The 13,534-nt window shown below is 39.7% G+C and carries 11 protein-coding genes; 10 read left to right on the top strand and 1 reads right to left on the bottom strand.

All coding sequences use genetic code 11. The annotated features are described in order from the left end of the window. Positions 1-22 precede the first annotated feature (22 nt). The 5 genes from QQK09_RS09670 (at position 23) to QQK09_RS09650 (ending at position 5,242) form a co-directional block, all read left to right on the top strand. Positions 23-1,408: a PTS sugar transporter subunit IIC gene (locus QQK09_RS09670; RefSeq protein ID WP_284203927.1), complete on the top strand. Its 1,386-nt coding sequence runs from the start codon at positions 23-25 to the stop codon at positions 1,406-1,408. 60 nt (positions 1,409-1,468) lie between these two features. Next, positions 1,469-1,771 (top strand): PTS sugar transporter subunit IIB, encoded by a 303-nt coding sequence (locus QQK09_RS09665; RefSeq protein WP_284203926.1) that lies wholly within the window; start codon positions 1,469-1,471, stop codon positions 1,769-1,771. A gap of 37 nt (positions 1,772-1,808) precedes the next feature. Continuing rightward, complete coding sequence (locus tag QQK09_RS09660; RefSeq protein ID WP_284203925.1) at positions 1,809-3,224, top strand: glycoside hydrolase family 1 protein; 1,416 nt, start codon at positions 1,809-1,811, stop codon at positions 3,222-3,224. Between the two features lie 80 nt (positions 3,225-3,304). Further along, entirely contained in the window at positions 3,305-3,637 is a 333-nt protein-coding gene (locus tag QQK09_RS09655; RefSeq protein ID WP_284203924.1) for a PTS lactose/cellobiose transporter subunit IIA, read from the top strand. Between the two features lie 345 nt (positions 3,638-3,982). Then, a complete protein-coding gene (locus tag QQK09_RS09650; RefSeq protein WP_284203923.1) occupies positions 3,983-5,242 on the top strand; it encodes a carbohydrate porin in 1,260 nt (419 codons plus the stop codon). Between the two features lie 115 nt (positions 5,243-5,357). On the opposite strand, the gene QQK09_RS09645 is transcribed toward QQK09_RS09650, so the two are convergent. Beyond that, positions 5,358-6,350: a LacI family DNA-binding transcriptional regulator gene (locus QQK09_RS09645; protein ID WP_284203922.1), complete on the bottom strand. Its 993-nt coding sequence runs from the start codon at positions 6,348-6,350 to the stop codon at positions 5,358-5,360. A 568-nt stretch (positions 6,351-6,918) separates the two neighbouring features. On the opposite strand from QQK09_RS09645, the gene QQK09_RS09640 reads away from it, so the two are divergent. The 5 genes from QQK09_RS09640 to QQK09_RS09620 all read left to right on the top strand — a co-directional run bounded on the left by QQK09_RS09640 (position 6,919) and on the right by QQK09_RS09620 (position 13,530). Next, entirely contained in the window at positions 6,919-8,625 is a 1,707-nt protein-coding gene (locus QQK09_RS09640; RefSeq protein ID WP_284203921.1) for a dipeptide ABC transporter ATP-binding protein, read from the top strand. A gap of 31 nt (positions 8,626-8,656) precedes the next feature. Then, positions 8,657-10,207 carry an ABC transporter substrate-binding protein gene (locus tag QQK09_RS09635; protein ID WP_284203920.1) on the top strand — a complete coding sequence of 517 codons (1,551 nt, stop codon included), beginning with the start codon at positions 8,657-8,659 and terminating at the stop codon, positions 10,205-10,207. Positions 10,208-10,363: 156 nt separating this feature from the next. Further along, positions 10,364-11,341 (top strand): ABC transporter permease, encoded by a 978-nt coding sequence (locus QQK09_RS09630; RefSeq protein WP_284203919.1) that lies wholly within the window; start codon positions 10,364-10,366, stop codon positions 11,339-11,341. Between the two features lie 2 nt (positions 11,342-11,343). Beyond that, entirely contained in the window at positions 11,344-12,285 is a 942-nt protein-coding gene (locus QQK09_RS09625) for an ABC transporter permease (RefSeq protein WP_284203918.1), read from the top strand. 432 nt (positions 12,286-12,717) lie between these two features. Further along, the gene (locus QQK09_RS09620; protein ID WP_284203917.1) at positions 12,718-13,530 is read left to right on the top strand and encodes a phosphate ABC transporter substrate-binding protein; all 813 of its coding nucleotides are present in this window, start codon (positions 12,718-12,720) and stop codon (positions 13,528-13,530) included. The last annotated feature ends 4 nt before the right edge of the window (positions 13,531-13,534 follow it).

The following is a 13,534-nucleotide window of genomic DNA, read 5'->3' as shown; positions in this document are numbered from 1 at the left end:
GAATATATAAGGAGAATAAAGAATGTCTTTTAACAGCCCGACTTTAAATAACATATTAAATAAAATTTTGGTGGTGGTGAATTCCAAACCCATCGTAGCCATCAAAGAAGGTTTCATGTTGACCATGCCATTAACTATTATTGGCTCAGTTTTCCTATTATTCGCATTCATACCGGTGGGTGGGTACCCAGAATTTATGGCAGGTATTTTTGGTGAAGCGTGGCAAACACCGCTTTTCCAAGTAGTCGGCGCAACCTTTGATATTCTCGCGATGGTTGGTGCATTTGGTATCGCTTATACCTACGTTAAATATGAAGGACATAACGGGGTTAATGCCGGTATCTTAAGTATTGTTTCATTACTTATTGTGACTAGTGGCTTTGTTGTTGCACCAGATGGCGTAACAGAAATTGGCGGCGTTATTCCAAAAGCCTTTTTAGGCGGTAAAGGCATGATAGCAGCGATCTTCATTGGTTTAATCGTCGGTAAAATCTACTCGCACGTATTAAATAAAGGCTGGGTAATCAAACTACCGGACAGCGTGCCAGAGGGCGTTTCAAATGCCTTTAAATCATTAATTCCTGGTTTTATTATTATTCTATTAGCGTTCTTAACTTACATCTTCTTTGAAGTAGTTTTCCAAGAAACGTTTATCGAAACAATTTATCAATTAATTCAAACACCACTACAGGATATGTCTGACTCATTCTGGGGTGTACTAGCGATTGCTTTCCTTATCTCTTTCTTCTGGTGGTGTGGTGTACACGGACCAGTCATTGTAATGGGTATTATGGGGCCAATCGTGACGGCAAACTCACTACATAATCAGTCATTAGTAAATGCAGGTGAAACATTAATCGCAGGTGAAAACGCTAAAATCGTAACCAATCAATTTATTGACCAATTCATTACCGTTGGTGGCTCAGGTCTAACCTTTGGTTTGGTATGTTGTATGGTGCTATTTGCCCGTTCAATGCAGATGAAACAGCTAGGTCGTCTGTCTTTCATCCCAGGTATCTTTAACATCAATGAGCCTGTTATTTTTGCAACCCCAATTATCTTTAACCCAATCATGCTAGCACCGTTTATTTTAGCGCCGATGTTATCAGTGATTATGGTTTACACATCAATTAACTTAGGTTTTGTTGGCCCGTTCACCGCGGTACAAGTGCCATGGACAACACCAATTATACTGAGTGGCTTCCTAATCGGTGGCTGGAGTGCAGCACTACTACAAGTCTGTGTCTTTGTAATGACCGTATGTGTATACATGCCATTCTTTAAATACCAAGACAAAATAACAGCAGCAGAAGAGAAACAAGCGGAAGAAGAAGCACAAAAAGCAGCTCAACCAAATACAGCAGATGATCGTAACCCAAGCCCTATCGGCGGTACGGTAACAGCTTAAATAACGAATAATCAGGGTAGTTACCCCTACCCTTTACTAAACAGAAATTTGGAGAATATTATGACTAAGATTTTATTATTATGCGCAGCAGGTATGTCTACATCAATGGTAGTTAAAAAGATGCAAGCATCAGCAAAAGAGAAAGGTATCGATGTGCATATTGAAGCGCATGGTGTTGAAACAATCCAAGACTACTTAGTGGAATATGATCTATTCCTATTAGGTCCTCAAATTCGTTTCAAGAAAGATGAATTACAAAAATTAGCAGATCCACTTAACAAGCGTGTTGAAGTTATCAACATGATGGATTACGGCATGATGAAAGGCGAAAAAATCCTAGATGACGCGTTGAAAATGCTTTAGTCGTTCCACACTAATTTTTAGTATTAAGGAAACACAGATGAAATTTGAAAATGATTTTTTATTCGGCGCAGCAAGTGCCTCTTACCAAGTGGAAGGTGCTTGGGATCAAGATGGTAAAGGTCCTACTAACTGGGATGAATTTACTAAGATTCCGGGTAAAACATTTGAAGGTACTAATGGTGATATCGCCGTTGATCATTACAACCGTTACAAAGAAGATGTGCGCTTAATGGCAGAGATGGGCCTTGAATCTTACCGCTTCTCTATCTCTTGGGCACGTATTTTCCCGAACGGTACTGGCGAAGTAAATCAAAAAGGTATCGATTTTTATAACAACCTAATTGATGAATGTTTAAAGTATGGGATCGTACCGTTTGTTACGCTTTATCACTGGGATCTTCCACTGTCTTTAGAAAAAAAAGGCGCTTGGTTAAATAAAGATACCGTTGATGCTTATGTTGATTACGCGGTGTTATGTTTCAAAGAGTTTGGTGATCGTGTTAAGAATTTCATCACCTTTAACGAAACCGTGGTATTTGCCGCACTAGGCTACCTAGCAGGCGCTCATCCTCCAGGTATTGAGAATGATGCGAAGAAATACTTCCAAGTAACACATAACGTATTTTATGCACATGCACGCGCTTTGATTGAATATAAAAAATTAAATCAATACGGTGAAATTGGCTTAAGCCATGTATTTAGCCCGGCATTTGGCATTGATGATAGCGAAGCAAATACTTTTGCGGCGATGCATGCAAATCAATATCAGTTCCACTGGTTCTTTGATCCGATTCTACGCGGTCACTACCCAGAATATGTTGTGAAACAACTAGAAGAGAAAGGTTTAGCGCCTGATTGGACAACTGAAGAGCTAGCATTAATTGAGCAAGCAGCACCACTTAATGACTTTATGGGTCTTAACTATTACCAACCTCAACGTGTTGAGAAAATAGAAGAAGCGGTTGAAAAACGAGAGAACACCCTAGAGAACTCAACCGGTGCACCGGGTAATCCAAGTTTTGATAATGTTTATCGTACTGTTCTGATGGAAGATAAACGCTACACAAAATGGAACTGGGAAATTTCTCCAGAAGCATTCGTAGATGGCCTAGAGATGATCAAAGAAAACTACGGTCAAATCAAACTGTACATTACTGAAAATGGCTTAGGCGATGAAGACCCGATTATTGAAGGTGCGGTATGTGATATTCCACGTATCAACTTCATTAATGATCACCTAGTTGCAGTGAAAGAAGCAATTGACCGTGGTGTACATATCAAAGGTTATTACGCTTGGTCTGCTATCGACCTATTAAGCTGGTTAAACGGCTACAAAAAACAATATGGTTTCATCTATGTGGATCATAAAAATGGCCTTGAAAGAAAGAAAAAAGCGTCATTCCATTGGTTCAAAGAAGTCATTGCAACACGCGGTGAAAACCTAGACAGATAGTCCATTTTACAGGTAATTCGCGTTGAGCCGACGCGTATTGCCTCTTTTATAAAGCAACATAATTTAGCGGAGAAAGCATCATGATCAGTGGTGAAGAATTAGAAAGTACAGTAATGGAACTTATTATTAACGCAGGTGAATCAAAATCTTGCGCAATGGAAGCACTTAATGCAGCTAAAGCGGGTAAGTGGGATGAAGTGGATGGTTTTCTTGCCGCTTCACTTGAAGCTTCTAAACGTGCTCATAAAGTGCAAACAGCATTAATTGGTCTTGATGAAGGTGAAGGTAAAGTACCAGTAAACCTGATTATGGTACATGCACAAGACCACATTATGACCGCGATGCTTGCTAAAGATATGATCGAAGAGATGATCGATATTCATCGTAAATTAGCGGCACTTCACAAAGTGTAACAACAAGTAAAAAACAATAATAGAAATACAAAATATAAGCATAACCCAAGTAAAACAATATGATAGATTTAGGGCGTGATAAGTTTAACGGAAGATTTTACACATCACACGCCTCGTTCAGCAGCTTTACTTGCCTTGTAAAGCGCTGGATAGGAAATCAGTAGCAGGATGCTTCGACTCTCCTTTTGTTAAATTTTTTGAATAACCATTCAAGGGATGATTGCGCTTAAAAAATGAGTATTAGCGTCGTTTTCAATGGTTTTTCAGCAAGTTTATAGTCAGGGAGATAATAATAAATGAACAATATAGTTCAGTTGGTTCAATTAACTAAAGTGAAGAGAAACTATGAAAATGAAACTATTACCGATTAGCGCCGCTATTGCTGCAATTTTATCGCCAATGAGCGTTTATGCAGAAGATCTTAATAGCACTGCAGCAGAAGCAGAAAAAGCAGAACAACCACTAATTTTAAATGCTGATACCGAAATTAATACCGGCTTAGTATTCTCGGGTTATGCACGTTACGGCTTACATTACTCTGATGACTTCAAAGAATATGTCGGTGCAGAAGGTCAACTATCTGGGGCATCTGCAGGTCGTCTAGGTAATGAAGGTAATGGCGGAGAGTTCCAATTTACTAAAGCATTTGTTGCTGACAATGGCGCGATTTGGGATGTAGCCGTGATGCTAGAGCATTGGAGCGATAAAGTTGGCCTGAAAAAATTCTACGCAGGTGTAACTAACGTATTTGAAGCACAACCAAATGCCTACTTATGGGCAGGTCGTGATTTTCATCAACGTCCGCAAGAAGGGCTAAACGATTACTTTATGATGGAGCACGATGGCCAAGGTGGTGGTGTTTATAACCTTGATATAGGCTCGGTTAAATTAGATTTCGCTGTCGTAGCGAAGGCTGACTCAGGTACTGGCGACAGCGAGTTCTATGCATTTACTTCTAAATTACACGATATTAATCTCGGTGAGTCGAATAACCTAAGTTTCCTATTTAACTATGGTTTTGAGAGCGATCAATACGATGCTAATGGCGCTCGTGAAAATGACGATAAAATAACAGCATACCAACTGGCTGCAGTCCTTGATACTAACTACTCAAATGGCTCAACAAAATTAACCGTACGTTATGCTGACAACGCAGATAACAGTACTTTTAATAAAACTGAAGACCTAACAACACTTTACGGTAGCTTCCAAGGTAACTTTAAAGTCTCTGAAAAATGGGATACTGAATTCCTAGTGTCATACCATGATTACAAAAATGATGGCAATGAGATGGCTGAGCCAGGCAATGATACGCGTAGCCGTACTGGTTACAGCGCGATCGTTCGCCCAATGTACAACTGGAATGCAGTACACTCGACTTGGTTAGAAGCGGGTTACTCACTGGTTGATTATGAAAATGATGGTGAAAATGATGCATGGAAAGTGACCCTATCGCAAAACATTAGCTTTGATATGGCCGGTGCACGCCCGATGTTACGTCTTTACGCAACGGTAGGTGAAGCGAATAACGAAGCAAGTGTTTACAGTTACGATAAAAAACAAGATACCCTAGCAATAGGTGCAATGTTTGAGTCTTGGTGGTAAAAACAGCTTATAAGAAACTGACACTTAACAGTCTCTTATAACGAAAAAAGGCGCTTTCAATTATTTGAAAGCGCCTTTTTTATTAATAAACTAATGCTAAACTCGTAGCTCGCCATTATGTTGAAGCACGTACCACTAATTTACCTCTAAATTCCTGAGTCCCGGTTGAGGTCGCCTCACCTTTTGCTAGCGCAAGCGCCATCTGCATCGCAGCATGGGTAATCGCTTTAATAGGTAATTCAACGCTTGATAATTGTGGCTCAATATATTGCCCCAAAGGTTCATTATCAATGCCAATAACCGCACACTGTTCAGGTACTTTAATACCCGCATCATGCAATGCTTTGATTGCGCCAATCGCCATATCATCATTGCAGGCAAAAATAGCAGAAAAAGGAGAGCCGCTTTCGATCAACTTTTGGCAGCATTGATAACCCGTTCCTAACTGACTGTCTCCCTCAACCAATAATGCAGGGTTAATCTCGATACCCGCTTCAATCAATGTTTGCTGATAAGCCTGTTGACGTAACTGCCCGGTTTGCGATTGTAAGGATAATGAGATACAAGCAATATCACGATGCCCTTTCTGCAAAAGGTGATTCATCGCCAACTGTGTCGCAAATTGTTGATCAAAGCAGACCGCATTAGAGTACTGATCTTTCAAACATCTGTTGATCACGACAATAGGTACCGATATACGTGCTTTAAGATCGGCAAAGTCTTGTTCTGATAAAGAGCGACTATATAAAATGATCACATCACAACGTCTATCAACCAGTGAATTCACCGCTTCAATTTCTAATTTAGTATCATTTCGCCCATCTGTGACAATTAATTGCATTCCTGCATCATGCGCGACATTTGTCGCTTCGCGTAATAACGAGCCAAAGTAGTTACCATCAAAAGTGGAGAGTATTAGACCAATACTATTTGATTTATTATTAGCCAGCGCTTGTGCTAGAGAATTAGGTCGATATTGAAGGGTTTCCATTGCATCAAAAACCACTTTACGTGTGCTTTCTTTTACTTGCCCCGTTCCATTAATGACACGTGAAACAGTCGCTTTTGAAACACCGGCAAGTTTGCAGACATCCGTGATTGTAGGCATATTTTATTGGCTGATAATAAGAGAGAAATATTGCCCCATTATAATATTTTTAACGCCATTATATAAGGTAAATTATTGAGAATGAGAGATGATAAACACTTTATATTTCAGTGTATTTAGTAGGACAAATAACAACATAGAAATAATTTATTTAGCTGTATCAATGCTTAAAACCTCACTGCATATATTATATAAAAGTCAAACACCAACAACTCAAATAGCAAAAAAAACATATAACAAAATGGAATAAGAAGCCTGAACAAATAGTAAAATATTAACAAAAGTCATGCCTTTACCTTTTTTTATATTAAAAAAAAATATACAGTTAGTAACAAAGAGAACAAAAAAAATCATTGCAAATAGCAATAAATGCAGTAAGTTCTCTACTGTGCAAGCAATATAGACCAATAATTTTTATTAAATTATTGGTCTATATTTATTGTTCTAACATGGAAATTTTTGTATATAACATTTTGTTATATGCACCAAAAGTGAATAACTATTCATTTTTGATAATTGTTTAAATTTTTAATTACAGCATTACGTTTGTAATTGCAGGGATCGCTTAATGTCTTTATTGGAAGTAAAAAATCTTCGTATTGAATACCCTTCACGTTTTGGTACTCACACTGCGGTAAAAAATCTCTCGTTTAATATTAACCGTGGTGAAATAGTAGGTGTTGTTGGCGAATCTGGTGCCGGAAAATCTACCGTTGGTAATGCAATTATCGACCTACTTAGCCCTCCTGGTATTATTGCCGGTGGTGACGTTTTTCTCGATGGCGACCTTATTTCAGGAAAGAATATCGATCAGATGCGCCAAATTCGTGGCAATAAGATCGGTTTTATTTTTCAAGACCCAATGACCTCATTAAATCCTCTTTTCACCGTTGAACAACAACTGCTTGAAACGATCCACGCTAACTTAAAAATGAGTAATTCAGAGGCCGTTGCTCGCGCAATAAGCTTGATGGAACAAGTTGGCATTCCAGAGCCAGAGTTGCGTATTAAACAGTATCCGCATCAATTTTCCGGCGGTATGCGCCAACGCGTAGTAATTGCCATTGCCCTTTCAGGTGAACCGGATCTTATTATCGCCGATGAACCAACAACGGCATTAGACGTTTCTATTCAAGATCAGATCTTAACCTTAATTCGTAACTTATGTATCGAAAAGCAGGTTGGCTGTATGTTGGTCACCCACGATATGGGCGTTGTTTCTAATGTAACCGACCGTGTTGCGGTAATGTACCGCGGCGATTTAGTGGAATTTGGTGAAACGGCACAGGTACTTGGTGAACCAGCACATGAATATACACGCAGTTTAATATCGGCAGTACCTCGCTCCGACAGAAAACTAGGTCGTTTTCCACTGGTTAGTTATATCGAAGAAGCACATGAGCTTGAGAAACTCGATATTAAAACCCATTGGTTAGGACAAAGTGAAGATCAGCGCGAATATACTGGCCCGCTGCTTAATGTTGAAAATGTTAGCCTACGCTTTACCACGAAAGATTCTTTCTTTGAAAGTAAACGCGAATATGTGCAAGCGAATAAGAACATCAGTTTTAGTATTAACGAAGGTGAAACCTTCGGTTTAGTTGGTGAGTCAGGCTCAGGTAAATCAACCGTTGCCCGTGTGATTGCAGGTTTATATCCACCTAACGAAGGTAAAATCACTTTTGAAGGGATCGACTTAACCGCACTGAAATCAGAAAAACAGCGTCGCCCGATTAGACGCCAGATGCAGATGGTCTTTCAAAACCCATATACGTCAATGAATCCACGTATGAAGATATACGATATCATCGCAGAGCCGATTCGTTTTCATAAACTGGCGGCTTCAGAGCAACAGATCCAACAGATCGTGTTTGATCTTTTAGATCACGTTGGACTAGGTAAGATGGCGGGTGTTAAATATCCACACGAATTTTCTGGCGGTCAACGCCAACGCATATCAATTGCACGTGCATTAGCAACACGCCCACGCCTATTGATCTGTGATGAACCTACCTCTGCATTAGATGTATCGGTACAAGCACAAATTTTAAACTTACTTAAAGATCTTCAGGATGAGCTAAACCTCACCATGCTATTTATTAGCCATGATCTGCCCGTTATTCGCCAAGTGTGTGATCGTATTGGTGTGATGCGTCAAGGCGAGTTATTGGAAGTAAGCGAAAGCGAAAAATTATTCACTAATCCGCAACATGAATATAGCCAACACCTCATATCACTGATGCCTGAATTTAAAGGGCTACGAACAGCGATATAAACCACAACCACCATTAAAAGGAATTAAACAGATGAAATTTTTGAAATCTAAACTGACTATTGCCCTTCTTGCAACGGGTTTAAGTTTTTCAGCTGCAGCAGCTGATATCACGGTCGCTTATGATTCAGACCCAGTGACACTTGACCCACACGAGCAATTGTCTGGTGGTGTGTTACAGATGTCGCACATGTTATTTGATCCACTAGTACGTTTCACAAAAGACTTTGATTTTGAAGCGCGTATCGCTGAAAAATGGGAACGTGTTAACGAAACAACATTCCGCTTTACACTACGTAAAGATGTAAAATTCCACTCAGGTAATGCATTAACAGCAGATGATGTTGTTTGGACATTTGAGCGTTTAAAAACATCTGGCGATTTCAAAGGTATTTTTGCACCTTACAGCGAATTAAAAAAAGTTGATGATTACACAGTTGAAATCATTTCATCTGAACCTTACCCACTAGTACTACAAACTGCGACTTACATCTTCCCGATGGACAGCAAGTTTTACTCTGGTGAAATGGATGGTAAAGATAAATCAAGCATCGTAAAACACGGTAACTCTTTCGCTTCAACAAATGTTTCTGGTACAGGTCCTTTTGTTGTTACTTCTCGCGAACAAGGCGTTAAAGTTGTTTACGAACGATTTGCTGACTACTGGGATACAAACTCACCAGGTAACGTTGATAAACTGACGTTAGTACCGATCAAAGAGAACGCAACACGTCTTGCTGCACTACTTTCTGGTGGTGTAGACCTGATTAACCCTGTTGCACCTAACGATCATAAACGCGTTAAAAGCACTAAAGGTATCGAACTAACAACGGTTTCTGGTACACGTCTAATCAGCTTCCACATGAACCAAAATAGTAACGAAGCGTTAAGAGATGTACGTGTTCGTCAAGCGATCGTACATGCCATCAACAATGACGGTATCGTTAAACGCATCATGAAAGGTTTCGCAACAACAGCTGGTCAGCAAAGCCCTGAAGGCTACGTAGGACACGTTGAAAGTTTAGTGCCACGTTACGACCTGAAAAAAGCTAAACAGCTAATGAAAGAGGCTGGTTACGAAAAAGGCTTTAACTTATCAATGATGGCGCCTAATAACCGCTACGTAAATGATGCTCAAATTGCACAAGCAACGGCATCAATGCTTTCTAAAATCGGTATTAAAGTTGATCTTAAAACGATGCCTAAAGCACAGTACTGGCCTGAGTTTGATAAATGTTCTGCAGATATGATGATGATCGGCTGGCATTCAGATACTGAAGATTCAGCAAACTTCTCTGAATTCTTGACCATGACACGTGATGCTGAAACGGGTAAAGGCGCTTATAACTGTGGTTATTATGCAAATCCTAAAGTGGATCAATTAGTGAACCAAGCAAATGCAGAAACTGACCCAGCAAAACGTTCAGAAATGTTAAAAGAAGTTGAAAAAATTCTTTATAACGAAGCAGCGTTTGTGCCACTACATTGGCAAGATCTAGCGTGGGGTGCAAAATCTAACCTACAAGTTGACCCAATTGTTAACGCATTAAACTTCCCATACTTTGGCGATTTAGTAGTGAAATAACCCTCCTGCTCAAATCTAAGGTGCCTTAATAATGATTAAGGCACCTATTTAAACTCTGTTTTATTTTCCTATTTTAGTAGGCAACCCCACCTTGGTGGAGATTGTTCACTTCAATAGGAAAATAAAATAAATATTATCTTTATAGGAAATTCCCCCATGTTTACCTTTTTAGTCAAGCGGCTCTTTCAAGCATTGATTGTAATGTTTGTGATCAGCCTAGTGGCCTTTGCAATTCAAGATAACCTCGGAGACCCACTACGCGAAATGGTTGGGCAATCTGTTTCAGAAGAGGAACGTCAAGTATTACGTGACGAACTTGGATTAAATGATCCCTACCTGACAAAATATACACGCTTCATAACTAATGCTGTACAGGGAGATTTAGGCGATTCATATTTCTTTAAGCGCCCTGCTGCTGAAGTTATTTTAGATAAACTACAGGCGACACTGGAACTGGTATTTGGCGCAGCAATCATTATTGTCGTCGTGTCTATTCCACTCGGTGTGTATTCTGCTATTCATCCTAAAAACATATTAACCAAGGTGATCATGGCATTTAGTAGTATTGGTATTTCTGTGCCCGTATTTTTAACTGCGATTATCCTGATGTACATCTTCTCTATAGAACTAGGCTGGTTACCTTCATACGGACGTGGAGAGACGGTCAATATCCTTGGTTGGCATAGTGGTTTCTTCACTAAAGATGGCCTGTTACATCTTGTTTTACCTTGTGTTTCACTGGCTTCTATCATGCTGCCACTATTCATTCGTTTAGTACGTTCAGAGATGCTCGAAGCGTTAAGCTCTGAGTATGTTAAATTTGCGACAGCAAAAGGCTTAGCGATGAATAAGGTTTATTACCAGCATGCATTAAAAAACACCATGTTACCGCTATTAACCGTGGGCGGTGTTCAAATTGGTACGATGGTCGCTTATACCATTTTAACTGAGACAGTCTTCCAATGGCCGGGTACAGGCTTCCTGTTCTTAGAAGCGATTAACCGTGTAGATACTCCACTCATCACTGCTTACGTTATTTTTGTAGGGCTTATCTTTGTGGTAACCAATACCATTGTTGATCTGTTATACGGCGTGATCAATCCAACCGTTAACATTACTGGTAAAGGGGCTTAATCATGAGTAATACAGACACAAAAATGCTAACACGTTGGGAAAAAGTAAAAGAATCTGATTTTATCTACCACTTTAAGCGCGATAAAGTGGCGATGGTCAGTTTTGCACTGTTTTTAGCTTTCTTTTTAGCGGCACTGTTTGCGCCACTACTTTCTCCAACCAACCCTTATGATCTCATGGCGATTGATATCATGGATTCAGAACTTCCACCAAGTTGGATGGATGAGGGTGATTCTCGATTTTTATTAGGCACCGATGATCAAGGGCGAGATATTCTTTCGACTATCCTATATGGCTCGCGTTTATCATTAACGATTGGCTTTTTAGCCGTTGCTGTACAGTTAATTCTAGGCACGATTATTGGTCTATCAGCGGGTTACTTTGGTGGCCGAGTTGATAGCTTTTTAATGCGTTTTGCCGATGTACAACTGTCTTTTTCAACCATGATGGTTGCGATTATTGTTTCTGCCATTTTCAAAGCAAGTTTTGGGGCAGAGTTCTTTAGTGAATATGCAGTGATCATGCTCGTGGTAATCATTGGTGTTGCTGAATGGCCGCAATATGCACGTACTATCCGTGCTTCGGTATTAGCTGAGAAACAGAAAGAATATGTAGAAGCAGCACAGGTGATGGGTTTTAGAGCCGGACGTATTATGTTCCGTCATATTTTACCTAACTGTTTATCACCTATTTTGGTTATCTCAACCGTACAGGTTGCGAATGCAATTATGTCTGAAGCGGCGCTGTCGTTCCTAGGGCTAGGTCTGCCGGTTGATCAACCTTCATTAGGTGCACTGATCAGTATCGGCTTTAAATATATCTTCTCTGGCGCATGGTGGATAACTATCTTCCCAGGTGTGGTATTAGTTTCGTTAGTACTGGTTATCAACCTACTCGGTGATTGGTTGAGAGATCTGTTTAATCCAAAATTATATAAAGGTTAAAACGGCAGCTGTCAGTATTTAGCTGACGGCTATCAGCGTAAAAGGTCTTAGCCATAAAGGGCATTATTTCTTACTGAAATAATGCCCTTTTTTATTTATAACTTATTAACCCACCGCCAAATAGTGCAAAAAACAAGCTAAACAGCCCTCAAACTTTGTTTTTTATACAAATACCGCTCATCTAAAGCATAAAATTTACATAAAAAAAGCAGCGACGATCGCCCTTGAAAAAACAACCAAACCCGCAACCAATAAAGCCCTACACTCAAAAAACCACACAAAAATAACATCAAACACACTCAACACAGTGAAAGTGTAACATTACTGTCATATTAGATTGTTTCAATGTGCTTGCTTCCTGAAGAGGCAAACCGAATTTTATGAGCGATTTTTATAAACAAACTGAATAAAAAAAACAGCGAGATAATTAAAATGAAAAAAGTTATTGGTTTAGTAGCGGCAATGGGTTTAATGACAAGTTCACTATCATATGCAAACACAGCAATTACCGTTTCTGGTTCCACTTCAGTAACAAACGTAATGGAAGTGCTAGGTGAAACGTACAGCAACGCAACAAACAACAATGTTGAAGTGCAAGGTACCGGTTCATCAGCAGGTATTCGTGCTGCAAAAGATGGCACAAGCATGATTGGTATGTCTTCTCGTGCAATTAAAGATTCAGAAAAAACAGCTGATACAAAAGAAGTGGTTATTGCACGTGACGGTATCGCAGTAACAACAAATAACAAAAATACAGTGACTAACTTATCTAAAGAGCAAATCTCTCAGATTTACCGAGGTGAGCTTAAAAACTGGAACCAAGTTGGTGGCGAAAACAAAGCGATCGTTGTAGTTACACGTGATGCAGCATCTGGTACACGTGGCGCATTCGAAGACATCATGGGCCTTACACGTAAAATCAACGATATCGAAGTATCTGCCATTACTGCAACAGCACAAGTTGGTAACGGTAACGGTATGGTTAAAACAATTGTTGCTAACAACCCATATGCAATTGGTTACATTTCACTAGGTTCAGTTGACGACTCTTTACGCGCACTTAGCGTTGATGGTGTTGCAGCTAACGATGAAAACATCGCAACTGGCGAATACGGTATTGCACGTCCATTCATCGTAATGATGAAGAATGACGTTGCACCACAAGCAACAGATTTCATTAATTACATTCTTTCTGACAACGGTCAGAAAGTCGTTGCTGAACAGGGTTACATCCGCGTTCAATAAGCAA

Source organism: Psychromonas marina (genome assembly GCF_030161115.1).
In the GTDB taxonomy this organism is placed as follows: Bacteria; Pseudomonadota; Gammaproteobacteria; order Enterobacterales; family Psychromonadaceae; genus Psychromonas; species Psychromonas marina.
This window is presented reverse-complemented; position numbering and strand designations above follow the sequence as displayed.

Excerpts from the sequence above, each read along its gene's own strand:
- QQK09_RS09670 (WP_284203927.1), top strand. The coding sequence starts at position 23 with ATGTCTTTTAACAGCCCGACTTTAAATAACATATTAAATAAAATTTTG.
- QQK09_RS09665 (WP_284203926.1), top strand. The coding sequence starts at position 1,469 with ATGACTAAGATTTTATTATTATGCGCAGCAGGTATGTCTACATCAATG.
- QQK09_RS09660 (WP_284203925.1), top strand. The coding sequence starts at position 1,809 with ATGAAATTTGAAAATGATTTTTTATTCGGCGCAGCAAGTGCCTCTTAC.
- QQK09_RS09655 (WP_284203924.1), top strand. The coding sequence starts at position 3,305 with ATGATCAGTGGTGAAGAATTAGAAAGTACAGTAATGGAACTTATTATT.
- QQK09_RS09650 (WP_284203923.1), top strand. The coding sequence starts at position 3,983 with ATGAAAATGAAACTATTACCGATTAGCGCCGCTATTGCTGCAATTTTA.
- QQK09_RS09645 (WP_284203922.1), bottom strand. The coding sequence starts at position 6,350 with ATGCCTACAATCACGGATGTCTGCAAACTTGCCGGTGTTTCAAAAGCG.
- QQK09_RS09640 (WP_284203921.1), top strand. The coding sequence starts at position 6,919 with ATGTCTTTATTGGAAGTAAAAAATCTTCGTATTGAATACCCTTCACGT.
- QQK09_RS09635 (WP_284203920.1), top strand. The coding sequence starts at position 8,657 with ATGAAATTTTTGAAATCTAAACTGACTATTGCCCTTCTTGCAACGGGT.
- QQK09_RS09630 (WP_284203919.1), top strand. The coding sequence starts at position 10,364 with ATGTTTACCTTTTTAGTCAAGCGGCTCTTTCAAGCATTGATTGTAATG.
- QQK09_RS09625 (WP_284203918.1), top strand. The coding sequence starts at position 11,344 with ATGAGTAATACAGACACAAAAATGCTAACACGTTGGGAAAAAGTAAAA.
- QQK09_RS09620 (WP_284203917.1), top strand. The coding sequence starts at position 12,718 with ATGAAAAAAGTTATTGGTTTAGTAGCGGCAATGGGTTTAATGACAAGT.